Genomic DNA, 23,140 nt, shown 5'->3' with positions numbered 1-23,140 from the left:
CGCAAAAAGCGAGCAAGTCTACACCCCTCGACGGGGCAGGACAAAACTCAGCAGAAACAGGGCGGCGGCCGTGACCACAATCGACGGCCCGGCCGGCGTGTCCTTGAACCAGGACAGCGCCAGGCCCCCGCACACGGCGAGCATGCCCAGCAGGCTGGCGCCGATCGCCATCTGCTCCGGTGAGCGGGCATGGCGCTGGGCGGCGGCTGCGGGAATGATCAGCAGCGACGTGATCAACAATACGCCGACAATCTTCATTGCGACAGCAATCACCACGGCGATCAACAGCATCAGGGTCATGCGCAGCGCCGGTACGGGCAAACCTTCGACGGTGGCCAGCTCTTCGTGCACGGTAATTGCCAGCAACGGGCGCCACAAGGCCACCAGCAGCACCAGCACAGCGGCGCTGCCGCCGAGGATCCAGGCAAGGTCAGTGGGGCTGATCGCCAGCAAATCGCCGAACAGGTAGGCCATCAGGTCGATGCGTACTTCATGCATGAAGCTCAGCACCACCAGGCCCAGCGACAGCGTGCTTGGCGCCAGAATGCCCAGCAGCGTGTCCGAGGCCAGCGGCTGGCGCTGTTGCAGGGTTACCAGCAGCACTGCCAGTAATAGGCAGCCCACAGTGACGGCGATGGTCGGGCTCACATCCAGCAGAAAGCCCATGGCCACGCCCAGCAGCGCGGCATGCGACAACGTGTCGCCAAAGTAGGCCATGCGCCGCCAGACCACGAACGAGCCCAATGGGCCCGCCACCAGTGCCAAAGCCAAGCCTGCCAGCAGGGCGTAGAGCAGAAAATCAGCCATGCTTGCAGCTATCTCCATGAACGTGGGGTTGAGGCGTAGCGGGATCGTCGACCACAGCGCCATGCAAATCATGGGCGTGATCGTGATGGTGGTGATAGATCGCCAGGCTCTGCGCGTTTTTGCCGAACAGCTCGACGAATGCCGGGTCGCCGCTCACCTGTTCCGGGTGGCCGGAGCAGCATACGTGGCGGTTGAGGCACACCACTTGATCCGTGGTGCTCATCACCAGGTGCAAGTCGTGGGAGACCATCAGCACGCCGCAGCCATGGCGGTCACGCAGGCGGGTGATCAGGCTGTACAGCTCGGCCTGGCCGGCAACATCCACGCCTTGCACGGGTTCATCAAGTACCAGCAGCTCGGGTTCGCGCAACAAGGCGCGCGCCAGCAGTACGCGCTGCATCTCGCCGCCGGAGATGCTCTGCACCGGGCTGTCGATAACCTGTTCGGCACCGACTTCCTTAAGCGCCGCTTGTGCGCGTGCGCGGTCGACGCCAGGCACCAGGCGCAGGAAGCGCAGTACCGACAGCGGCAGCGTTGGATCGACGTGTAATTTTTGCGGCATGTAACCGACGCGCAGCTTGGGCTTGCGCCACACGCTGCCGCTGTCGGGCTTGAGCAGGCCAAGCACGGCGCGCACCAGCGTGGTCTTGCCGGCGCCATTGGGGCCGATCAGCGTCACGATCTGCCCCGGCTCCACGCTCAACGCGATGTTATCCAGTACGTTTTGCCCGGCGAACGTGACCCCAACCTGCTCCAGGCGGATTAACGCGTTGCTCATCAAGCCCCCTGGCAACCGGAGCAGAGCCCGACCACTTCGACCGTTTGCCCTTCGACCTTGAAGCCCACGTCGGCGGAGCTTTTGACGATGGCGTCGCTGATGCTTTTTTGTTCAAGCTCGATGGCGGCATGGCACTCGCGGCAGATCAGGAATTGGCCCTGGTGCGCGTGTTCCGGGTGGCTGCAGCCGACAAAGGCGTTGAGCGATGCGATGCGATGCACCAGGCCGTTTTCCAGCAGGAAGTCCAGCGCGCGGTACACCGTCGGCGGCGCGGCGCGGCGGCCGTCCTGCTCGCTGAGCACGCCAAGAATGTCGTAGGCGCCCAGCGGCTTGTGACTTTGCCACACCAGCTCCAGCACCCGACGACGCAGGGCGGTCAGGCGCAAGCCTTTCTGCGCGCACAGGGTATCGGCCTCCGACAGCGCGGTGTGTACGCAGTGAGAGTGGTCGTGGGGACGGCTGGCAAGCGGTGTTTTAGGCATGAGCGGCGACAGACATTTGATAGAGACGTTATTATGTTACCTGTTCCTACGCCATTGAGTGGTCATCGTGTCCCGACTTTTTCCCGTTTTTGTCGTATTTGTCACCAGTTTGTTCATCGCTGGAGCCGCTCAGGCTGAGGTCAAGGTGCTGACGAGCATCAAACCATTGCAGTTGATTGCCGCCGCCGTGCAGGACGGCGTGGCGATCCCAGAGGTGCTGTTGCCGCCTGGCGCATCGCCGCATAACTACGCCTTGCGCCCATCCGACGTACGGCGCGTGCAGTCGGTAGACCTGCTGTATTGGATCGGCCCGGACATGGAAAGCTTCCTGCCACGCGTGCTCAAGGGGCGTAGCCTGCCGACCGTGGCAGTTCAGGACTTGCCTGGGATGAAGTTGCGTCGGTTCGCCGAAGATAGCCACTCGCATGCCGATGATGCCGACGAACATGACCACGATCACCGCCCTGGCAGCCTGGATGCGCACTTGTGGTTGTCGACGGTCAACGCTCGGGTGATTGCGGCGCGTATGGCGTCTGACCTCAGCACTGCCGACCCGGCCAACGCTGCGCGTTATCAGAGCAATGTGAAGGCGTTCGATGAGCGTCTGGATGCTTTGGATGCACGTTTGAAGGCGCGCCTGTCCACCGTCGGCGACAAGCCGTACTTCGTGTTCCACGAGGCATTTGATTACTTCGAAGACGCTTACGGGCTCAAGCACACGGGCGTGTTCAGCGTGGCCGCCGAAGTGCAGCCGGGCGCTCAGCATGTTGCCGCGATGCGTACGCGTTTGCAGGAAGTGGGTAAGACGTGCGTGTTCAGCGAGCCGCCGTTGCGTCCGCGTTTGGCCGAGACTTTGGTGGCGGGCTTGCCGGTGAAGTTGGCAGAGCTGGATGCGTTGGGTGGCTATACCCCGGCGACGGCGCAGGGTTATGAGCAGGTACTGGAAAAGCTGGGGAATGACTTGGCCGGGTGCCTGGAGTCACTCTAACTGCAAATACATAACCCATGTGGGAGCGGGCTTGCTCGCGAATGCGGTGGATCAGTAATAGATGTATTTACTGACACTGCGCATTCGCGAGCAAGCCCGCTCCCACATTTTAAAGTGCGAACGGCAGGTGGACGGTAACCTGCTGGCGCTGCGCCAGCCGATGCTCGAACTCCGCCGGGTCATGGATCAACACATCCTGCCCGGCAAACGATTCTGCGGCGATCAGGCGTGACAGCCAGAAACGCACGCACGCAACGCGCAGCAGGGTCGGCCACAGCTCGGCCTCCTTGGCGGTAAACGGCCGCAGCCCCGCGTAGGCGCCCAGCAACGCGCGGGCGCGTTGCCCATCAATCACGCCATCGGCGTCGGAGCACCAGTCATTCAAGGCGATTGCCACGTCGTAGAGCATCGGGCCTGAGCAGGCGTTGTAGAAGTCGATCAAACCGGTGAGGTGGGTGCCTTCGAACATCGCGTTGTCGCGGAACAGGTCGGCGTGTACGTTGGCGCGCGGCAGGGCGAGGATGTCGGCCTTGTGGGCTTCGATTTCGCTCAAGGACGCTTGCAGCAGACGCTGCTGGGCTTCGTTCAGGTGTGAAATAAGCTGCGCGCCTTCAGTGAGCATCCACTCCAGGCCGCGATCGGTCTTGCGCTCCAGCACTTTGTCGCCTTGCGTCGCCAGGTGCAGGTGGCCGAGCAGGTCGCCGACCTGGGCGCAATGCTGCGCGTTGGCGTCCTTTATGTGCTTGCCGGCCAGGCGCGGCTGCAACAGCGCCGGTTTGCCTTTGAGTTCGCGAAGCGCCATGCCATCGGTGGTACGCAGTGCGTAAGGCACCGGCAGGTCGGCGTCGTGGAGCACGTCTAGCAGTTCGATGAAGAACGGCATTTCCGCCACTGGGCCGCGCTCAACCAGAGTCAGGACGAATTCGCCCTGTTCCAGGCTGATGAAAAAGTTGGTGTTTTCGCTACCGGCGGCAATCCCCTGGAAATCAAGCAGGCGGCCGAGCCCGTAAGGGGCGAGAAAGGTTTCCAGCTCGGGCCGAGCCAGGGGGGTGAACACAGACATGTTTAAGCTGCCAGTACGGGCGCCGCAGTGCGCGGCGCCAATTTAAGTTAAGAAATCATTTCCATTCGAAGATCTTCCATGACGGGATCAGCATATCCGGCTGGTCAGAGCGGATGAAGTTCGCATCGGTTCCGTCCGCGCGCACCAGGAAATACGGTGGAAAGCCTTTTTGCGTCACCTTAATTGCGTACAGGAAGCCATTCTGGCGGTATTCCTGAATGGTCTTGTCGCCTTCCGTGCGAATGGTAACTTCCGGGTCGCCCGACGGCGCAGTATCCGCCGCCATGGCCACTATCGGGGTGAGTGCAATCAAGCCGGTCAACAACAGGCGATTTACTGTACGCATGATAACCTTGTCCCTTTGTCGTCATTGGTCCGGCTATTCTAGCGCCTGACCCGCCGAAAAGGTTGATCCTGCTCATGAGCCAAGCCCCCCTCGTCCTGGTGGACGGTTCTTCTTATCTGTACCGCGCCTTCCACGCGCTGCCACCGCTGACCACCTCCAAAGGCCTGCCGACCGGTGCGGTCAAGGGCGTGTTGAACATGCTCAAAAGCCTGCGCAAGCAGTACCCAAACAGCCCGTTCGCGGTGGTGTTCGACGCCAAGGGTGGGACCTTTCGCGATGAGATGTACGCCGAATACAAGGCTAACCGCCCCAGCATGCCCGATGACATGCGCCTGCAAATCGAGCCACTGCACCAGAGTGTGATCGCCCTGGGCTTCCCTTTGCTGTGCGTTGAAGGCGTCGAGGCCGATGATGTGATCGGTACGCTGGCCCGCAGCAGCGCGGCGGCTGACCGTCCGGTAGTGATTTCTACCGGCGACAAGGACATGGCGCAGCTGGTGGACGGGCACATTACCTTGGTCAACACCATGACCGGTAGCTCGATGGACATCGAGGGCGTGAAGGAGAAATTCGGTGTCGCTCCGGAGCAGATCATCGATTATCTGGCGCTGATGGGCGATTCGTCCGACAACATCCCAGGCGTGCCGGGGATTGGTCCGAAGACGGCTTCCGGCTTGCTGGTGGGCGTGAATGGCGGCATCAAAGAGCTGTATGAGCAGTTGGATATCGTGCCGACCTTGCCGATCCGCGGGGCCAAGACCCTGCCGGCCAAGTTGGAAGAGCATAAGGAGATGGCATTCCTGTCCTATCAACTGGCGACGATCAAGGTCGACGTGCCGCTGGATGTGGGCCTGGATGATTTGCACCTGATCGAACCGGACCGCGAAAAGCTGCTGGAGCTGTACACGCTGCTGGAGTTCAAGAGCTGGTTTGATGAAATTCAGCGCGATGCCAAGCGCGTTGAGCTCAAGGCTGCCCCTGTTGTTGAGGAGGCCATCGAAGTGGTGGCACCCGCAGAAGCGTCTTACACCACCATCCTCGACCAGGCGACATTCGACGCCTGGCTGAAAAAACTCAACGCGGCAAAATTGTTCGCGTTCGACACCGAAACCACCGGGATCGATGCGCAACAGGCGCAATTGGTCGGGGTTTCCTTTGCCGTGCAGCCCCATGAAGCAGCTTACATCCCGCTGACCCATTCCTACATCGGCGCGCCGCAGCAACTGGACCGTGACACGGTACTGCTGGCCTTGAAGCCATTGCTGGAGGACGCGACCAAGCTCAAGGTCGGCCAGCACGCCAAGTTTGATATGAACATCCTGGCCAACTGTGCCATCGGCGGCGACCAGGCCAACGGTATTACCGTGCGCGGCATCGCTTTCGACACCATGCTCGAATCCTATGTGCTGAACTCCACCGCGACCCGGCACGACATGGACAGCCTGGCCAAGAAGTACCTGGACTACGACACTGTCAGCTTCCAGGACATCGCCGGCAAGGGCGCCAAGCAGCTGACGTTCGACCAGATCCCGCTTGAGCAAGCCGGCCCTTATGCGGCCGAAGATGCCGACGTGACGCTGCGCCTGCACCAGGCTTTGCATGCGCAGCTTGAAGCCATTCCAAGCCTTGCCAGTGTGCTGACGGACATTGAAATACCCTTGGTGCCGGTGCTGGCGCTTATCGAGCGTCAAGGCGCACTGGTGGATAAGGCGCTGCTGGGCATCCAGAGTATCGAGCTGGGCAACAAGATGGTTGAGCTGGAGCGCCAGGCGTTTGAGATCGCCGGTGAAGAGTTCAACCTGGGCTCGCCCAAGCAACTCGGGGCGATTCTTTACGAGAAGCTCGGTTTGCCGGTATTGAAAAAGACCGGCAAAGGCCAGGCGTCCACGGCTGAAGAAGTATTGGCCAAGCTGGCCGAAGATGACTTCCTGTTGCCCAAGGTACTGATGCAGTACCGCAGCATGAGCAAGCTCAAAAGCACCTACACCGACCGCCTGCCGGAGCAGATCAACCCGCGTACCGGGCGTATTCACACGTCTTATCATCAGGCGGTGGCGGCGACCGGGCGTTTGTCGTCCAGTGATCCGAACCTGCAGAACATCCCGGTGCGCACCGCCGAAGGGCGGCGCATTCGCCAGGCGTTTGTCGCGCCTAAAGGCTACAAGTTGCTGGCGGCGGACTATTCGCAGATCGAACTGCGGATCATGGCGCATTTGTCCAAGGACGAGGGGCTGATGAATGCCTTCCGTAATGACCTGGACGTGCACACCGCCACCGCCGCCGAAGTGTTCAAGGTTGAGCTGACAGAGGTCACGTCCAACCAGCGCCGCAGTGCCAAGGCGATCAACTTTGGCCTGATCTACGGCATGGGCGCGCAGAAGCTCGGCAAGGACATTGGCGTGGATACCAAGACCGCCAAGGCCTACATTGATGTGTACTTTGCGCGCTACCCAGGCGTGCGTGAATACATGGAGCGCACCCGCGCCCAGGCGGCCGACCAGGGTTATGTCGAAACCTTCTTTGGGCGTCGGCTGTATCTGCCGGACATCAACTCCAACAAGCCTCAGGAGCGCGCGGCCGCAGAACGCACAGCGATTAACGCGCCGATGCAGGGCACCGCGGCGGACATCATCAAGAAAGCCATGGTGCTGGTGGACAACTGGCTGACCGAGTCGGGCCTGGATGCCAAGGTGATCCTGCAGGTGCACGATGAATTGGTGCTTGAGGTGCGAGAGGATCTGGTGGCGCAAGTCAGCGACAAGATCCGCGAGCATATGAGCGCGGCGGCCAAGCTTGACGTGCCTTTGGTGGTAGACGTGGGCGTGGGCGATAACTGGGACGAAGCACACTGACAGCGCGGCTCTGCCATTGCCGAGGGTGATGGCAGAGCGCTTTAGATCAAAAGGCGTCGCAGGTTATTTCCAATAGTTTTTTTGACCTGCCGGAACTTAACCCGTGAACTGCTACTCAGAGTTACTGAATGGGTGGTGAAGCCCTTCAATGCTCCTATGTTGTGTTAAGTGTTGGCAGATATCTGGACCCCGCCCTAGCGGTCCGGAACTTGGACCCCGAACTTCCCCTCCCCATACGAAGTCCGGGGTTTTTTTTGCCTGCGCAAAAGTTATTCGGCGATTTCCGCGCCCTTGTCTGCTAATTCCATCCAGCCGGCCAGCACGGTGTAAGCGTCTTCCAGGCCCATGCGCTTGGGCGCCGAGAACAACTGGATGGTGATCGCGTCGCCCCAACCTTTACGGATTTCGGACTGCACTTTGAGCAAGGTGTTCTTGGCTGCGCCGTAGGTCAGCTTGTCGGCCTTGGTCAGCAGGATATGCATCGGCATGCCGCTGGCGACGGCCCAATCGAGCATCAGCAGGTCGAAATCGGTCATTGGATGACGGATGTCCATCATCAGAATCAAGCCCTTCAAACTCTCGCGGCCACCCAGGTAAGCCTCAAGGTGACGCTGCCAGTGCAGCTTCAACGGGATGGGTACTTTTGCATAACCGTAGCCCGGCAGGTCGACCAGACGCCGATCATCGTCTAGCTTGAAGAAATTGAGCAGCTGCGTGCGGCCCGGGGTTTTCGAGGTGCGCGCCAGGCTGGCGTGGGTCAGGGTGTTCAGCGCGCTGGACTTACCGGCGTTGGAACGGCCGGCAAAGGCGACTTCAAAGCCCTCGTCATCGGGGCATTGGTCCACTTTGGCGGCGCTGAGCATGAACGTGGACTGTTGGCACAGGCCGAGGATGGGATTCTTGAGTTGCATGAGATTTCCGATGTGGGCGGTGCCGAGAAAGGGTGCGGCAAGCGGTGTCGTTTCCGTTTCAGTAGCGCCAGTATATAATGCCGCAGATTTTGTGTGTGCTTTGTCCCAGCGAAGGATGAAGTTCACGGGAGCGAAAGACCTTCATTGCGCATTAGAACGCAAAACGCTCTCAAACCCTGAAAAGGTCGATGTATGACCCGATGGTTATGCGCTTTTGGTGTCCTGATCGCGCTTTTAGGCGCTCAGGCTACACAGGATCCAGAGGCGCTGTACAACCGAGTTTGCATGGCTACGCTGATGCAACACGTGACTCAGGGTTTCAAGGCAATGCCGCCGCGTGGTTTGTGCATGGACTGCAGTACTGAGGATTACCAGGCCATCAACGCGTTGATGGTGAGTAAACCCGGTAGATAACTCTTAAACCCTTAGCCGTAGTTGGATTAGCTGATGAACAAACTGATCGTGAGTCTGCTGTTGACCTTGGGCATCACTGGCGCTGCCGTCGCTGCAGAGGGCCCCCTTAAAGGTGATGCCACTGCCGGTCAAGCGAAAGCCGCCGTATGTGGTGCTTGCCATGGACCGGATGGCAACAGCCCGGCGCCGAACTTCCCCAAACTGGCAGGCCAGGGTGAGCGTTACCTGACCAAGCAGATGCACGACATCAAGGACGGCAAGCGCACGGTGCTGGAAATGACCGGCTTGCTGACCAATCTCAGCGATCAGGACCTGGCGGACATCGCGGCGTATTTTGCCAGCCAGAAAGGCAGTGTGGGAGCTGCTGATCCGAAGCTCGTTGATAAAGGCCAGGCGTTGTTTCAAGGCGGCAAGCTCGCCGAAGACCAGCCTATCGGTGGCATGCCTGCCTGTAAGGCTTGCCACATCGCAGGTGGCAGTGGGCTGGCCGAGGCGGGTTTTCCCCACCTGAGTGGTCAGCACGCCCAATACACAGCCAAGCAGTTGAAGGACTTCCGTGAGAAGGTTCGCTCCATCGATGGCGATGCCAGCAACAAAATGATGACTGACATTGCGGCGAAACTTTCGGATAAAGATATCGAAGCGCTGTCCAGCTATATTCAGGGCCTGCACTGATTGGACCTGCGACGTTAACGCTCGATTAATCCATCGATGCAAGCATAAAAAGGGTGGCTTAGGCCGCCCTTTTTTGTGGCCGGTGCCGTTACACTAACGAACTCATGCCCGCGTAGACCTGTCACAACTAAAGGTCGCGTGAGGCGACTTTATTTGTCCAGGAGTAAAGCATGCGTAATCTGATCCTCAGCGCCGCTCTCGTCACTGTCAGCCTTTTCGGCATGACCGCGCAAGCTGCCGACGTGCCGCTTGAAGCCGGTAAAACCTACGTTGAATTGGCCAACCCGGTTCCGGTCTCGGAGCCAGGCAAGATCGAAGTGGTGGAGCTGTTCTGGTATGGCTGCCCGCATTGCTACGCCTTTGAGCCGACTATCAATCCTTGGGCCGAAAAACTTCCGTCCGACGTTAACTTCCGACGCATCCCGGCCATGTTCGGCGGCCCATGGGATGCCCACGGCCAACTGTTCCTGACCCTGGAAGCCATGGGTGTCGAGCACAAGGTTCACAACGCTGTATTTAATGCGATTCAAAAAGAAGGCAAGCGCCTGACCAAGCCTGACGAAATGGCTGACTTTGTTGCCACCCAAGGCGTCGACAAGGACAAGTTCCTGGCCACCTTCAACTCCTTCGCTATCCAGGGCCAAATCAAACAGGCCAAGGAACTCGCCCAGAAGTACGGCGTACAAGGCGTACCGACCATGATCGTCAACGGCAAATACCGTTTCGACCTGGGCACTACCGGTGGTCCTGAGCAAACCCTCAATGTTGCCGACCAACTGATCGCTAAAGAGCGCGCAGCCAAGTAAGGGGGCCATCATGCGCGGCTGGGGTACTGAACGTAGCGTTGGCCTGCATGAACCGCGGGTCAACGAACACCACCTGGAGTCCACGGGCTTGCCGGCAGACAGTCGTCTGCGGCTGCTCAGCTTCAATATTCAGGTGGGCAACAGTACCGAGAAGTATCGGCACTACCTCACCCGTGGCTGGCAGCATCTGCTGCCGCACAAAGGGCGTACCGGTAATCTGCAGAAAATCGGCGACCTGCTCAACGACTTCGATCTGGTCGCCTTGCAGGAAGCCGACGGCGGCAGCATGCGCTCCGGTTATGTCAATCAGGTGGAGCATCTCGCCCATCTCGGTGCTTTCCCTTATTGGTATCAGCAACTCAACCGCAACCTCGGGCGCCTGGCACAGCACAGCAATGGCGTGCTCAGCCGCTTGAAGCCGACAGCCATCGAAGATCACCCGTTGCCCGGCCCAAAAGGGCGCGGCGCGATTCTTGTGCGTTTCGGCGAAGGCCCGGAAGCCTTGGTGGTGGTGATGATGCACCTGGCGCTTGGAGCGCGTACACGCAACCTCCAGTTGGCCTACGTGCGTGATCTGATCGGCAACTACAAACACCAGGTGCTGATGGGTGACATGAACACCCATGCCACCGACCTGTTGCAGAATTCCCCGTTGCGCGACCTCGGGTTACTGGCGCCGCAAGTCGAAGCCACGTTTCCCAGCTGGCGCCCGCAACGCTGTCTCGACCATATCCTGCTCAGCCCCAGCCTTACACTGGAAAGTGTGCAGGTGCTGGCGCAGCCCATTTCCGATCACCTGCCCGTCGCGGTAGAGATTCGTCTGCCGGGTTCGCTCACGGCTGATGCATTACCCGCGTTGAGCCCAGGCCCTCGCGGACCCCTTGCATGAGCGACGACGCCCAGCGCTGGAAAGAGAAATACCTTAAAAGCGTTGAGCAGCAAGATAAGCTCGAACGCCGCTGGGCTGCCCGCCTCGACCTGTTGCGCCGAGGCCTGGTGCGCAGCACGCTGGCGGCGGAAGGCACCGACCGTGCGGTTGATCAATGCATGAAAGAAATGCGCGATGTGGTGCGTACCGACGACATGGACGCTGCCCTCGCCGCCTTGCTGCCACGCCTGGAAAAAGCCGTGCTCGACTCGGAGCAGCGCCGCGAAACCCGGGTCGACCAGATCAGCACTGCGCTGACTGCCTTGGTTGCGCAGTTGCAGAAACTGCCTCTGCCGCGTGAAGTCGCCCGCCCGCTGAAAACCTTCGCCAAACAGCTTGATGGCCGAGTCGGCCAGGCGCGTGAGATCCCGCTGCTGCTCAGCGAATTGAGCAGCCTGCAAGGGCAGGCGCTAAATAACCTGGAGCCTGAAGGCGAAGCTGCGCGCCCTGGACCTGGCCTGCTGCAACGCCTGTTTGGTGCAAAGGATGTGTCGAATGAGGCGCCGCTGGTTGAATCTGCCCCGCTCTATGCACCGCAACCGCCGGCGTCGAAACCTGCTGCTGCCAAAGCCGCGCCCGAGCCACTGGAGCCCGTGCAATCCGAAGAGCTGACCCAAGCCTTGCGCGCTTTTGCGCCATTGCCGGTAACGCCGGCCGCCGCGCAGCCTGAACCCGCTGAGTCGGTCAAAGTGGCTGAAGTCGCCCGCGAAGCCTTTGCCTTTGAGGCACCGGCGCCGGAGCAAGCCCCCGTCGGGCCTGACGAAGTCTCTGAGCCAGAGATGCCCGAGCCGGCACTAGAGGAAGCCGCGCCCGAAAGCGCCCTTGCTGCATTTATCGAAGAGCCGCAGGTTGAGGTCGACACGCCAGATCAAACGCTCATCGGCAGCCTGTCGCTTCCGCCCGTGCTGGAACCCTGCGAGCCCGATCCCGATGCGCTGCAACCGGACGGCACCTACGCCCTGCCCGACTCCCCCGAGCCGTCCTACAGCTCGGTCGCCAAGCATATCGAAGACACCTTGCTTGGCTTGCTGGAGGATCTGTCCTTACCCGAGCGCCACCGGCCCCAGGCCGAAGCCATGCGCGAGCGCTTGGCCCACGGCTTGAACTGGTACGAATTGCTGCCGATCCTCGATGACCTGGCGGTGCTGATGCTGGCGATTACCGACAGTGGCCAGCATGAGTTCGAGGCCTACCTCAAGCAGCTTAATGAACGCCTCGAAGCCTTCCAGGGCCATCTGCAGGTGGCCAGTGAGGGGCACGCCGACAGCCGCTCGGCCGCACGGGAGCTGGATACGCAGATCCGTGAACAGGTCGACGGCCTGCAAAGCAGCGTGCAGGAAGCTGCTGACCTGGACAGCCTCAAGCATGTGCTGGAAAGCCACCTTGAAGGCTTGCTCGGCACCATGGACGAACACCGGCAGCAGCGTGACCAGCGCGAGCAGGAAGTCGCGGCGCGGCTCAAAAGCCTGGCCGAGCGGGTGGCGAACATGGAGCAGGAAGCCCAAGGTTATCGCGAGCATTTGGAAGTGCAGCGCCAGAAGGCCTTGATCGACCCGCTCACCGGCCTGCCCAACCGTGCGGCCTGGAGCGAGCGCCTGGATCATGAAGTGAATAGCTGGCATCAGCGCGGCAACAGCCTGTCACTGGCCATGCTCGACCTGGACCACTTCAAGCGCATCAACGATGGCTACGGCCACTTGGCCGGCGACAAGGTGCTGAAGATCATCGCCAATGTGTTGCGCAAGCGCCTGCGCTCCGGCGATTTTATCGCGCGATTTGGGGGTGAAGAGTTTGTATTGTTGATGCCTGACTCAGGTTTGGCAGATGCTTTGGACGTGGGTGAGGTGCTGCGTTCGGCCATCGAGGCATGCCCGTTCCACTTCAAAGGCGAGCCGGTGACCATCACGGTGTCCATGGGCGTGGCGCAGTTCCTGCCGGGAGAACGCAGTGACCTGGCGCTAAAGCGTGCCGATGAGGCGTTGTATCGGGCCAAGGCCGCTGGACGCAACCGGGTGCAGGCGGCGTAAAAGATGTTCCATTTTGTGATTTGACCGTCGAGCCCCGAACCATCCGTTACACTGTTGCATTATCGTCTTCTGCGTACTGTCTTCCGCCATGAAATCCTTTTGCATTGCCTTTGTGCTTCTTTTGCTCGCCGGCTGCGCCAGCGGCCCGCGGCTGAACACCAGCCACCCTTCTTTGAACCACGACAACCGCGTGCAGTTCGTCATTGTCCATTACACCTCCGCCAGCCTTGAACGCTCCCTGGCGCTGCTCACGCACGGCCAGGTCAGCAGCCATTACCTCATTGGCGATGACGCTTCAGGCACCATCTACAAGCTGGTAGACGAGAGCCAGCGCGCCTGGCACGCCGGTGAAAGCGAATGGGCGGGCCGCACCTGGCTCAACTCCAGCTCCATTGGTATCGAGATCGTGAACCCAGGTTATACAGACGCGCCGACCGGCCGCCTGTGGTACCCGTACTCCGAGGCCCAGGTGCAGTCGTTGGTGGTGTTGCTCAAGGACATCAGCAAGCGCAACGGCATCGACCCCAAAAACATTATCGGCCATAGCGACATTGCGCCATTGCGCAAGCTCGACCCAGGCCCGTTGTTTCCGTGGAAGCGCCTGGCGGCTGAAGGTTTGGGCGTGTGGCCGGATGCACAGGCGGTGGCTCGGTTCCAGCAACAGTATGCCGTTAGCCTGCCGAGTATTACGTGGTTCCAGGAAGAACTGGCGCGCCTGGGCTACCAGACGCCGCAGACGGGTGAACTGGATGTGGCCACGCGACATGTGATCGCGGCGTTCCAGATGCACTTCCGGCCATCACGGTTCGACGGCACGCCGGATGCGGAAAGTGCAGCTATCCTGAGCGCATTGAACCGCCGCTAAAGGTGTAACCCCATTCAAATGTGGGAGCGGGTTTGCCCGCGATGACGGAGTGTCAGTCAATAAGGTTTTGGCTGAACCACCATCATTGCGGGCAAGCCCGCTTGTGTCTTGATCTGGGAATAAACTCTGAGGTGAGAGGGGTGGATGGCAAGCTGTGAGTCCGCGGTGCTAGAAGCACGAGTGGGAGCAAAGCTGCCATCCACCTTTCCACTCTGGCCGACAAGCCCGAACAGTTGGACGAGCACCACTCGAATCACAAGCGTGGGCATAGCCAGAGCACTCTCACTCCTGAGTGTAAGAGGGTTTTGCCATGATTTCCTGGGTCGGCATCGATATCTCTAAATTAAACCTTGTTGTCTGGGTTCAACCTCAGAAAGAAGGCTTCGAGATTCCAAACACATCTGAAGGCTTTGTTGAGCTGATCAAACGATTGAGCTGCTATGAGGTTGGCCGTGTATTGCTGGAGGCCACGGGAGGCTACGAGCGCCAGGTCATGGCGGCACTGCAACAGACGAATTTCCAAGTGCTCCGAATCAATCCTCGTCGGGCCAGAGCCTTCGCGGTGGCCATGGGCAAAAATGCCAAGACCGACCCGATTGATGCGGCAGTTCTGGCTGATTTTGCCGAAGTGCTGCATGGGTCTCACGAAAAGGTCATTTCTCCTGAGCGCGAAGCTCTGCGCGAACTGATCCAATTACGTGAGCACTTCGTTCAGCAGCGCGACGACAATAAGCGTCGACTTCAGCAGGCTCAGTTGCCAACCGTTGTCAGCGCTACCAAAGATCATATTCGCTACCTGCAAGCGCAGATCAAAGCCCTGGAAAAACACCTCGTTCAGGGCATGTTTGATTTGGATGCAGAAAAGGCCAGGCGACTCATGTCTGTGAAGGGGATTGGCAAAGTCGCGGCCGCCAGTTTGCTGGTTTACTTGCCGGAGTTGGGCGAGTTGGATCGCAGAGAAGTGGCGGCGTTAGCGGGCATAGCCCCTTACAACGACGACAGCGGAAGCCACAATGGAAAACGGCAGATATACGGAGGAAGAACCCGTGTCAGGCATGCGTTATACATGTCGAGTTGGGTTGTTATCCGCTTTCAAGCAGACTTTAAAACGCGCTACGAGGCTCTAAGGGAGCGAGGCAAGAGCGCGAAAGTCGCGCTCATCGCCTGCATGCGGATACTGCTGATCAGACTAAATGCCATGCTGCGAGACGGTACAGAATGGCGCTGACGGACGGTGGGTTAAGACAGTTGCTCCCACATTTTTTTATCAAGGCTACAACGGCAACGCCATATAGAACTGCGTACCCTGCCCCGGCCGCGAATACACGCCCATGCGACCGCCGTGCAACTGTACGATCTCCTTGCACAACGCCAGCCCCAGGCCAGCGCCGCCTTTCTTGCGGCCTACTTGTACGAAAGGTTCAAAGATGCGCCCCTGTTGGCCATAGGCAATACCCTCGCCGTTATCTTCAACGCTGATAATCACCCGTTCGCCGTGGCGGCGCGCCTGCAAGCGAATCTGGCCACCATTGGCCGTATGTCGCAAAGCATTGCCTAGAAGGTTATCGAGTACACGCTCGAGTTGAACCTGGTCGGCGTACAGCCTGGGCAATTCCGATTGAGCTTCCACCAGCAGTTCGATGTGTTGTGCGTTCGCGGGCTCCGTGAACCGGGCTCGTGCGTGCTCGAGCAAATCAGTGACATCGCATGGCCCGAGCGTGAGTTTTTGCAGGCCGTTCTGGTAGCGCGAGAAGTTGAGCAGGTCGTTGATCAACTGCATCAGGCGCTGCATTTCTTCATTGACCGTATCCAGCAGGTCGGCCTCACGGGACTCGGCGGGAAACTTCGCCCGTTCGCGAAACAGCCCGAAGGCCATGTGCATGCCCGTCACCGGCGTGCGTAATTCGTGGGAGGCGCGCAATACGAACTCGCTGCGCACACGTTCGAACGCGCGTTGTTCGGTGACGTCATGCAGCACCATCACCGCACCTAGAATATGCCCTTGGGTATGGCTGACCGGCGTCAGGCTGTAGGTCAGCAGGCGCAGTTCGCCTTCGACTTCCACTTCCAGATCGTCCGGCGCGCGCTCCAGGTTGCCGCCGCGCAGCACCAGTTGCAGCTGCTCATCCATTTCAGGGCGACCCAAGGCTTCACCCAAGCCTTGGCCGAGGCGCTCTTCGTCCCAGCCCAACTGGCGCTGTGCCACGGGGTTAAGGTGTTCCAGACGGCCTTGGCGGTCAATCATCAGCAAGCCGTCGTCGATGCTGTCGAGCACTGCTTGCAGGCGTTGCTGGCCGGCCAGCAATTCATCGATATTGGTCGCCTGATGCTGACGCAGTGCTTCGGCCATGATGCCGAAACGACGGGTCAGCTGATTCATTTCTGCCGCCGATGAGATCGGCAGCGTCACTTCGAAATCGCCTTGCCCGATCTTGTCGGCGGCCTTGGCCAAGGCTTCAATTGGCCCGCCAAAGCGCCGTGCGATGCCATGGGCGGTGACGAAGCCGATGATCAACACCGCCAGGCCGACCAGCCCCAGCAAGCCGGCGATTAACAAGGCGCGATTGCGCGACTTGTGCTCGCTGTCGTTGATATTTTCCAGGGCGCCTTTGTGTTCAGCGATCAGTCCGTTACGCAGTGCATTGAAGGTTTCGGTGAGTTTTTCGTTTTTATTGTTGGCCAGTGAGCTTTGCTGAGCTTCGTCAAACGCCTTGAGGAAATTCAGGTAGTCGATGCGTGCCTGGCTGAAACCACTGGTTCTGCCGTCCTGCTGCTCATGGGCGATGCCCTGGTCCAGCAGGGCAAAATAGTTCTGCTTGGACGTCTGCAGGGCAGCGGGGTCGGGCTGCTCCTCCAGCATCAGGATCAACTGGTCGCCCAAGGTCTGGCGCAGCTTGAGGCCCAGGTCCAGGGTGATAAAGTTGCTGCGGATCAGCGACTCCTGGCTCTTGGCCATTTGCATGACGCTGACCAGTCCCAGGACCAGTCCCAACAGGGCGACGGTTATCAGCGCTGAGATACTCAGAAACAACCGAGTGCGCAGTTTCATCGCAAGCTTCATAAGGTACAGCTCACAGGTTGTACTGTTTACGTTTGCGGTACAGGGTCGACGCGTCGATGCCCAGCGTGCGGGCCGCTTGATCCAAGGTGTCGCTGGTAGCGAGAACGGCGCCGATATGGGCTTTCTCCAGTTCGTCCAGGCTCAGTGCTGCGCCAATACGCGGGGCATTGTTGGTCGGCTGTTCGGCCATTCCGAGGTGGCTGATTTCAACCTTTTCCTGCGGGCAAATGATGCTGGCCCGCTCCACCACGTTACGCAGTTCGCGGATATTGCCCGGCCAGCGGTAGTTAAGTAGCGCTTCACGGGCGGCATCGCTGAAACCGCGTGCAGGTCGGGCATACTCCTTGACGAAGCGCGCCAGGAAACGGTCGGCCAGAGTCAGGATGTCTTCACTGCGCTCGCGCAGGGGCGGCAGGTGCAGGGTGATGACGTTGAGGCGGTAGAGCAAGTCTTCCCGGAAACGGCCGTCGCGCACCATGTCTTCCAGGTTCAGGTTGGTGGCCGCGAGGATGCGCACATCAGCACGTCGAGTGACCGGGTCGCCTACGCGCTCATATTCCTTGTCTTGAATGAATCGCAGCAGTTTTGGCTGCAACGTCAGGGGAAAGTCGCCGATCTCGTCGAGAAACAGCGTGCCGCCGTCGGCTTGGTTAACGCGGCCCAGCGTGCTCTCACTGGCGCCGGTAAACGCGCCACGGCTATGGCCGAACAACTCGCTTTCCATTAGCTCGGCTGTCAGTGACGGACAGTTAATGGTCACGCAGGATTTTTTCGAGCGTTTGCTCCACCCGTGAATGGCCCGGGCCAGCTCGCCTTTACCGGTGCCGGACTCACCGAGGATCAAAATATTGGCATCGGTGCCAGCCACCTGACGCGCAGTTTCCAGTACCACCATCATCGCCGGGCTGTGGGAATCGAGGCCGTCCTTGGGTTGGCGCACTGCGCCTTCCAGTGCTTCCAGGCGTGCGGAGAGCTGGCGCACTTCCAACTGCTTGGCGGTGGCCAGGCGCAGTTGATCGGGGCTGCACGGCTTGACCAGGTAGTCGGCGGCGCCGGCCTGGATCGCGTCAACGGCGGTGTCTACAGCCGAATGCGCGGTCACAATCACCACGCGCATCCATGGCGCCTGGATGCGCATCTGGGCCAACACATCCAGGCCATTGTCTTCACCCAGGCGCAGGTCCAGGAAGCACAGATCGAATACCTGACGCTGCATCAAGGCATCGGCTTGGGCGGCGCTGTTGGCAGTGGCTACGCTGTAGCCTTCATCTTCCAGGCAGTAACGGAAGGTGCGGAGGATCGCGGATTCGTCATCCACTAAAAGAATGCGGCCTTGAAGTTCCTTGGCTGATTCCATCTGTCCCGCGCTCCTTAACTATAAATGATGGTGTTTAGTCCCGGATTAATCGGGCAAGTTGCATGGTTTATTCTGATTCATAAAAGGCATCTTCGCGCAGGTATCTTCACGTTCCCCTACAAAGGCGCCGATTGATGGCGTTTTCTTGCCTTCTTGCCAATTCGGCAACGCCCGCGGTTGTTTCGATCCATTGACCCGACCACTGACCATCGTGCATTTCGCACGGCCTGCAAAGGGGCATCGTGCAGGATGCTGTTCGATACTGTATTGGTGTATCTATAACTAATTGATTTTATTGGGTTTTATTTTGTAAAAAAACTGGCATGCACTCTGCAATAGCTCTCCCAACGAATAATCAAAATGCGGGAGAAATGCAGCATGACTCGCCAAAGCCTCAGCCAACTACGTGTATCGCCACTGCGCTTGCAGCAAGGTCTGTTCGCCAGCCTGGCTTTGATGGTCACGTTGATTGCCGGCCAGCAGATGCAGCATTGGCAGCAAAGTCAGCAGCAAACCGCGCAATTCGAACGTCCGTCGATGACCCAAACCCATTTCCGTTCCGTTGGCAGCGCCAGCGCTACTACTGAAGTAACCGCCCCGCAATTGAGAGTGGCAGGCCAGGATTCAACCCTGGGTGAATTGCCAACCCAAGAGCGCTGGGTGTTCTAAGCAAGAAAAGGTCGCTTGTGTTGAGCGGCTGCACGGCACTACCGCTGTTACCCCTATAAAAGCGTAAGGAGAATCACCATGTTGAGTTGGGCAATCACATTTCTGATCATCGCCATTGTGGCTGCAGTCCTGGGCTTCGGTGGTATCGCGGGCACCGCCACGGGTATCGCAAAAATTCTGTTTGTGGTCTTCCTGGTGATGTTCATCGCTTCGTTCTTCTTTGGTCGTCGCGGCCGAGGCTGAATATGACCATTTTGTCCTTTAAAACCATGGCTGCCGCCCTGCTCTTGGGCGGCAGCGGGCTGGTGATGGCCGCCAATGACGGCCAATCCCGAGCCAACGAATTGCTTAGTGCGGATAAGCAGTACCGCGAAACCTGGCAAAGCGTGGTGAAGAAAGAACAGCGCTTGCCGGAATGGGTGATGAACCTGTCCGGTACGGCCGAGCAAATGAATGCCGTTGAAGAAGATGGCGACAAGTATTTGGTGGGGCCGCTCTGTGAGACTGCAGATACGTGCCTGAACAAGCGCCTGATCGTTGCCTTTAGCCTCGACAAGGAAGATGCCTACGCCATGTTGGTGGAAGTCCCGGCCGGTTTGCCGGCGGACAAATCCCCGACACGGCACGCCGATTACCGTTTTATCGGTAAGCCGAACGAAGGCATGCAAAAGCTGCTGATGGAGCAGCTTAAGAAAGATCCGAATTGGTACTAGGTTCCGTCTGATGCGTCTGTCGTCTGCGGAGCCGGCGTCCATAGAAAGAAGCCCCTCGCTTCTTTCTGTCTGCATCGCCCGCCAAGGGTGATGCATGACCAGGGGGCCGGGTTGCTCTGATCAATCGAGATCGGCGTGACCTACGGGTACAGGGAGTGCCTGCGCAAGGGCCGGGTCAGGTGAAAAGCTGCGACGCAAGTTCACAAGCCCTCACGCTTGCTGAACTTGCGACGGGCTTGTCACTCTCATGCTCCGCTTCTTATACGGCTCATAGCCGACAATTTCTCTTTTGCGCGCGCCTAACCATTACTTGGTGTTTCGTGGCGACCATCTATCGAGAAAATTTTGGCTGCGCCATAGGACATTTCTGGCGCCAGGTCAGTGAATTCCCAGGCATTTTCGCCAACCTGTATAAGTCGTCCAACATCTCTGAGCGAGCCGGTATTGGCCGGTTAACGGCATATTCACGGGCTTTAATGGCGGATTTGAACTGACCGTTCGGACAGCTAATTTCAAAAAAAGTCATGCCGATTCGGCATAGGGTAGGCGTTTACGGCATTAGACGTCGAACCCTTGCATGGGAATAGTTGCGCCTTTTTTCGCCTGCCAGTAAGCCATTTCGGCCATGCTGCGGTGACCTTCCATGGAGGCAAATGCGCACACTTTTTCGCTTCCGAGCGTTGCGAGTGGCGCATTTGCCTTAAGTCCACTTGAAGTAAGGGTAATGACATGAAGAAGGCAAAGCTAAGCCTCGCCTGGCAGATCCTCATCGGTTTGGTACTGGGGATCGCAATCGGTGCAGTGCTCAACCATTTCAGTGCTGAAAAAGCCTGGTGGATCAGCAATGTGTTGCAGCCAGCGGGCGATATCTTTATCCGCCTGATCAAGATGATCGTGATCCCGATTGTGATTTCCTCGCTGATTGTTGGCATCGCCGGCGTAGGGGATGCGAAGAAGCTGGGGCGGATCGGCGTCAAAACCATTCTTTACTTCGAAGTGGTCACCACCATCGCCATTGTGGTCGGCCTGTTGCTTGCCAACCTGTTCCACCCGGGCGCTGGCATCGACATGAGTACCCTGGGTACCGTCGATATTTCCAAATACACCGCCACCGCCGCCGAAGTGCAGCATGAGCATGCGTTCATCGAAACCATCCTCAACCTGATCCCATCGAATATTTTCGCTGCCGTTGCCCGTGGCGACATGCTGCCGATCATCTTCTTCTCGGTGCTGTTCGGCCTGGGCTTGTCGAGCCTCAAGCCTGAGCTGCGCGAACCGCTGGTGACCATGTTCCAGGGCGTGTCCGAGAGCATGTTCAAAGTGACCCACATGATCATGAAGTACGCCCCAATCGGTGTATTTGCCTTGATCGCGGTAACCGTCGCCAACTTCGGTTTCGCCTCCTTGCTGCCGCTGGCCAAGCTGGTGATCCTGGTTTACGTCGCCATCCTGTTCTTCGCCTTTGCGGTACTGGGCCTGATCGCCCGCCTGTTCGGCTTCTCGATTCTCAAGCTGATGCGCATCTTCAAGGATGAGTTGGTGCTGGCCTACTCCACCGCCAGCTCCGAAACCGTGTTGCCGCGTGTGATCGAGAAGATGGAAGCCTACGGTGCGCCGAAGGCCATCTGCAGCTTCGTAGTGCCAACTGGCTACTCGTTCAACCTCGACGGTTCGACCCTGTACCAGAGTATCGCGGCCATCTTTATCGCCCAGCTGTATGGCATCGACCTGTCGATCGGCCAGCAACTGATGCTGGTGCTGACCCTGATGGTCACCTCCAAAGGTATCGCCGGCGTGCCGGGTGTGTCCTTCGTGGTGCTGCTGGCGACTCTGGGCAGCGTGGGCATTCCGCTGGAAGGCCTGGCCTTCATCGCCGGCGTCGACCGAGTGATGGACATGGCGCGTACCGCACTTAATGTGATCGGCAACGCCTTGGCTGTTCTGGTCATCTCCCGCTGGGAAGGCATGTACGACGATGCCAAGGGCGAGCGCTACTGGAACTCGCTGCCGCACTGGCGCAGCAAAGAAGCCGCACCGACCGCACAAGCTACCCGCGGCTGATAGCACCGCTGCTTTGAAACAAACCCCGGAAAATTCCGGGGTTTGTCGTTTCTGCCAGCCCCGCTATCATTCGCCCCATCTTTCGGGGGATTCAACTGATGCTCAATGGCCTGTGGCTTGGCTTCTTTGTCGTGGCAATGGTGTCAGCACTGGCGCAATGGCTGGTTGGCGGTAATGCCGGGATTTTTGCGGCGATGGTCGAAAGCATTTTCGCCATGGCCAAACTGTCGGTGGACGTGATGGTGCTGCTGTTCGGCACCCTGACCTTATGGCTGGGCTTTTTGCGCATCGCCGAAAAAGCGGGCATCGTCGATTGGCTGGCCAAGGCGCTCGGCCCGCTGTTTCGCCGTTTGATGCCGGAAGTGCCCGCTGGCCACCCGGCCATCGGCTTGATCACCCTCAACTTCGCCGCCAATGGCCTGGGCCTGGACAACGCCGCCACACCGATTGGCCTGAAAGCCATGAAGGCGTTGCAGGAACTCAACCCCATCCCCAACACCGCGAGCAACGCGCAGATTCTGTTCCTGGTGCTTAACGCGTCCTCGCTGACGCTGTTGCCGGTGACGATCTTCATGTACCGCGCCCAGCAAGGCGCCGCCGACCCGACGCTGGTGTTCCTGCCGATCCTGCTGGCCACCAGCGCCTCAACGCTGGTGGGCCTGTTGTCGGTGGCTGTCATGCAGCGCCTGCGCTTGTGGGACCCGGTGGTGCTGGCGTATCTGATTCCCGGCGCGCTGATGCTGGGCGGCTTTATGGCGTTGCTGGCGACACTGTCCGCCACGGCGCTGGCGGGCCTGTCGTCGATCCTCGGCAACCTGACGCTGTTTGGCTTGATCATGCTGTTTCTGGTGATCGGTGCGTTGCGCAAGGTGAAGGTGTATGAGGCATTTGTCGAAGGTGCCAAAGAGGGCTTCGATGTTGCCAAGAACCTGCTGCCGTATCTGGTGGCGATGCTCTGCGCCGTGGGCGTATTGCGCGCCTCCGGGGCGTTGGACTTTGGCCTGGAGGGGATTCGCCATGTGGTGGCCTGGACGGGCATGGACACGCGCTTTGTCGATGCATTGCCGACGGCGATGGTCAAGCCGTTCTCCGGCAGCGCGGCGCGGGCGCTGTTGATCGAGACCATGCAGGCCAAGGGCGTGGACAGCTTCCCGGCGTTGGTCGCGGCGACGATTCAGGGCAGTACCGAGACCACCTTTTATGTGTTGGCGGTGTACTTTGGTTCGGTGGGCATCCAGCGCGCGCGGCATGCGGTTGGATGTGCGTTGCTGGCGGAGTTTGCCGGCGTGGTGGCGGCAATTTCGGTGTGCTACTGGTTCTTTGGTTAAGGCATAGTT

The 23,140-nt window shown here is 59.3% G+C and carries 22 protein-coding genes; 14 read left to right on the top strand and 8 right to left on the bottom strand.

Going from position 1 to position 23,140, the window contains the following annotated elements; all coding sequences use genetic code 11:
- Positions 1-18: 18 nt before the first annotated feature.
- The 3 genes from znuB to zur are packed head-to-tail and all read right to left on the bottom strand — an operon-like array spanning position 19 to position 2,067.
- The gene (gene znuB / locus AB4P96_RS01445) at positions 19-807 is read right to left on the bottom strand and encodes a zinc ABC transporter permease subunit ZnuB (RefSeq protein WP_017139100.1); all 789 of its coding nucleotides are present in this window, start codon (positions 805-807) and stop codon (positions 19-21) included.
- Positions 800-1,585, bottom strand: coding sequence for a zinc ABC transporter ATP-binding protein ZnuC (znuC, locus tag AB4P96_RS01440; protein WP_017139099.1), 786 nt, complete (start codon positions 1,583-1,585; stop codon positions 800-802). Before znuC ends, znuB begins: the two co-directional genes overlap by 8 nt.
- Positions 1,585-2,067: a zinc uptake transcriptional repressor Zur gene (zur, locus tag AB4P96_RS01435; RefSeq protein WP_056861009.1), complete on the bottom strand. Its 483-nt coding sequence runs from the start codon at positions 2,065-2,067 to the stop codon at positions 1,585-1,587. The genes znuC and zur overlap by 1 nt, the downstream gene beginning before the upstream one ends.
- 58 nt (positions 2,068-2,125) lie before the next feature.
- Between zur and AB4P96_RS01430 the strand changes: the two genes are divergently transcribed.
- Positions 2,126-3,055: a zinc ABC transporter substrate-binding protein ZnuA gene (locus tag AB4P96_RS01430; RefSeq protein WP_069785817.1), complete on the top strand. Its 930-nt coding sequence runs from the start codon at positions 2,126-2,128 to the stop codon at positions 3,053-3,055.
- 109 nt (positions 3,056-3,164) lie between these two features.
- Here the strand turns inward: AB4P96_RS01430 and AB4P96_RS01425 are convergent, their stop codons facing one another.
- Positions 3,165-4,118, bottom strand: a complete 954-nt coding sequence (locus AB4P96_RS01425; protein WP_017139094.1) for a homoserine kinase — start codon at positions 4,116-4,118, stop codon at positions 3,165-3,167.
- A 55-nt stretch (positions 4,119-4,173) separates the two neighbouring features.
- Positions 4,174-4,464, bottom strand: a complete 291-nt coding sequence (locus AB4P96_RS01420) for a DUF2782 domain-containing protein (protein WP_017139093.1) — start codon at positions 4,462-4,464, stop codon at positions 4,174-4,176.
- A 74-nt stretch (positions 4,465-4,538) separates the two neighbouring features.
- Here AB4P96_RS01420 and polA point away from each other — a divergent pair, with 74 nt between their 5' ends.
- A complete protein-coding gene (gene polA, locus AB4P96_RS01415; RefSeq protein ID WP_395600443.1) occupies positions 4,539-7,316 on the top strand; it encodes a DNA polymerase I in 2,778 nt (925 codons plus the stop codon).
- A 269-nt stretch (positions 7,317-7,585) separates the two neighbouring features.
- Here polA and yihA read toward each other — a convergent pair whose 3' ends face one another.
- Positions 7,586-8,227, bottom strand: coding sequence for a ribosome biogenesis GTP-binding protein YihA/YsxC (gene yihA, locus AB4P96_RS01410; RefSeq protein WP_042943980.1), 642 nt, complete (start codon positions 8,225-8,227; stop codon positions 7,586-7,588).
- Between the two features lie 192 nt (positions 8,228-8,419).
- Between yihA and AB4P96_RS01405 the strand changes: the two genes are divergently transcribed.
- From AB4P96_RS01405 to AB4P96_RS01375, 7 genes are all read left to right on the top strand, one after another.
- Positions 8,420-8,641, top strand: a complete 222-nt coding sequence (locus AB4P96_RS01405; protein ID WP_017139090.1) for a cytochrome — start codon at positions 8,420-8,422, stop codon at positions 8,639-8,641.
- Positions 8,642-8,674: 33 nt separating this feature from the next.
- Positions 8,675-9,316 carry a cytochrome c gene (locus AB4P96_RS01400; protein WP_017139089.1) on the top strand — a complete coding sequence of 214 codons (642 nt, stop codon included), beginning with the start codon at positions 8,675-8,677 and terminating at the stop codon, positions 9,314-9,316.
- Positions 9,317-9,486: 170 nt separating this feature from the next.
- Positions 9,487-10,122 (top strand): thiol:disulfide interchange protein DsbA, encoded by a 636-nt coding sequence (gene dsbA / locus AB4P96_RS01395; RefSeq protein WP_017139088.1) that lies wholly within the window; start codon positions 9,487-9,489, stop codon positions 10,120-10,122.
- 7 nt (positions 10,123-10,129) lie between these two features.
- Positions 10,130-11,011: an endonuclease/exonuclease/phosphatase family protein gene (locus AB4P96_RS01390; RefSeq protein WP_370589433.1), complete on the top strand. Its 882-nt coding sequence runs from the start codon at positions 10,130-10,132 to the stop codon at positions 11,009-11,011.
- Entirely contained in the window at positions 11,008-13,077 is a 2,070-nt protein-coding gene (locus AB4P96_RS01385; RefSeq protein WP_395600442.1) for a diguanylate cyclase, read from the top strand. Before AB4P96_RS01390 ends, AB4P96_RS01385 begins: the two co-directional genes overlap by 4 nt.
- Before the next feature lie 88 nt (positions 13,078-13,165).
- Complete coding sequence (locus tag AB4P96_RS01380) at positions 13,166-13,942, top strand: N-acetylmuramoyl-L-alanine amidase (RefSeq protein WP_017139085.1); 777 nt, start codon at positions 13,166-13,168, stop codon at positions 13,940-13,942.
- A 310-nt stretch (positions 13,943-14,252) separates the two neighbouring features.
- On the top strand, positions 14,253-15,170 hold the full coding sequence (locus AB4P96_RS01375; RefSeq protein WP_395600441.1) for an IS110 family transposase: 918 nt from the start codon (positions 14,253-14,255) through the stop codon (positions 15,168-15,170).
- A gap of 45 nt (positions 15,171-15,215) precedes the next feature.
- On the opposite strand, the gene AB4P96_RS01370 is transcribed toward AB4P96_RS01375, so the two are convergent.
- Together AB4P96_RS01370 and algB are read right to left on the bottom strand one after the other, a co-directional pair.
- A complete protein-coding gene (locus AB4P96_RS01370) occupies positions 15,216-17,003 on the bottom strand; it encodes an ATP-binding protein (RefSeq protein ID WP_017139084.1) in 1,788 nt (595 codons plus the stop codon).
- A 10-nt stretch (positions 17,004-17,013) separates the two neighbouring features.
- Positions 17,014-18,360, bottom strand: coding sequence for a sigma-54-dependent response regulator transcription factor AlgB (algB, locus tag AB4P96_RS01365; protein ID WP_017139083.1), 1,347 nt, complete (start codon positions 18,358-18,360; stop codon positions 17,014-17,016).
- Positions 18,361-18,738: 378 nt separating this feature from the next.
- Between algB and AB4P96_RS01360 the strand changes: the two genes are divergently transcribed.
- The 5 genes from AB4P96_RS01360 to AB4P96_RS01340 all read left to right on the top strand — a co-directional run bounded on the left by AB4P96_RS01360 (position 18,739) and on the right by AB4P96_RS01340 (position 23,131).
- Complete coding sequence (locus AB4P96_RS01360) at positions 18,739-19,029, top strand: hypothetical protein (RefSeq protein ID WP_017139082.1); 291 nt, start codon at positions 18,739-18,741, stop codon at positions 19,027-19,029.
- Between the two features lie 78 nt (positions 19,030-19,107).
- On the top strand, positions 19,108-19,272 hold the full coding sequence (locus tag AB4P96_RS01355) for a DUF1328 domain-containing protein (protein ID WP_003170804.1): 165 nt from the start codon (positions 19,108-19,110) through the stop codon (positions 19,270-19,272).
- A gap of 2 nt (positions 19,273-19,274) precedes the next feature.
- Positions 19,275-19,742, top strand: coding sequence for an inhibitor of vertebrate lysozyme family protein (locus tag AB4P96_RS01350; protein WP_017139081.1), 468 nt, complete (start codon positions 19,275-19,277; stop codon positions 19,740-19,742).
- Positions 19,743-20,471: 729 nt separating this feature from the next.
- Complete coding sequence (gene gltP, locus AB4P96_RS01345; protein ID WP_017139080.1) at positions 20,472-21,803, top strand: glutamate/aspartate:proton symporter GltP; 1,332 nt, start codon at positions 20,472-20,474, stop codon at positions 21,801-21,803.
- A gap of 98 nt (positions 21,804-21,901) precedes the next feature.
- A complete protein-coding gene (locus AB4P96_RS01340) occupies positions 21,902-23,131 on the top strand; it encodes a nucleoside recognition domain-containing protein (RefSeq protein ID WP_017139079.1) in 1,230 nt (409 codons plus the stop codon).
- The last annotated feature ends 9 nt before the right edge of the window (positions 23,132-23,140 follow it).

The sequence above is a fragment of the Pseudomonas sp. B19125 genome, from assembly GCF_044218855.1.
GTDB lineage: Bacteria > Pseudomonadota > Gammaproteobacteria > Pseudomonadales > Pseudomonadaceae > Aquipseudomonas > Aquipseudomonas edaphica.
The sequence above is the reverse complement of the archived record's forward strand: the minus strand, read 5'-3'. Positions and strand labels throughout refer to the sequence as shown.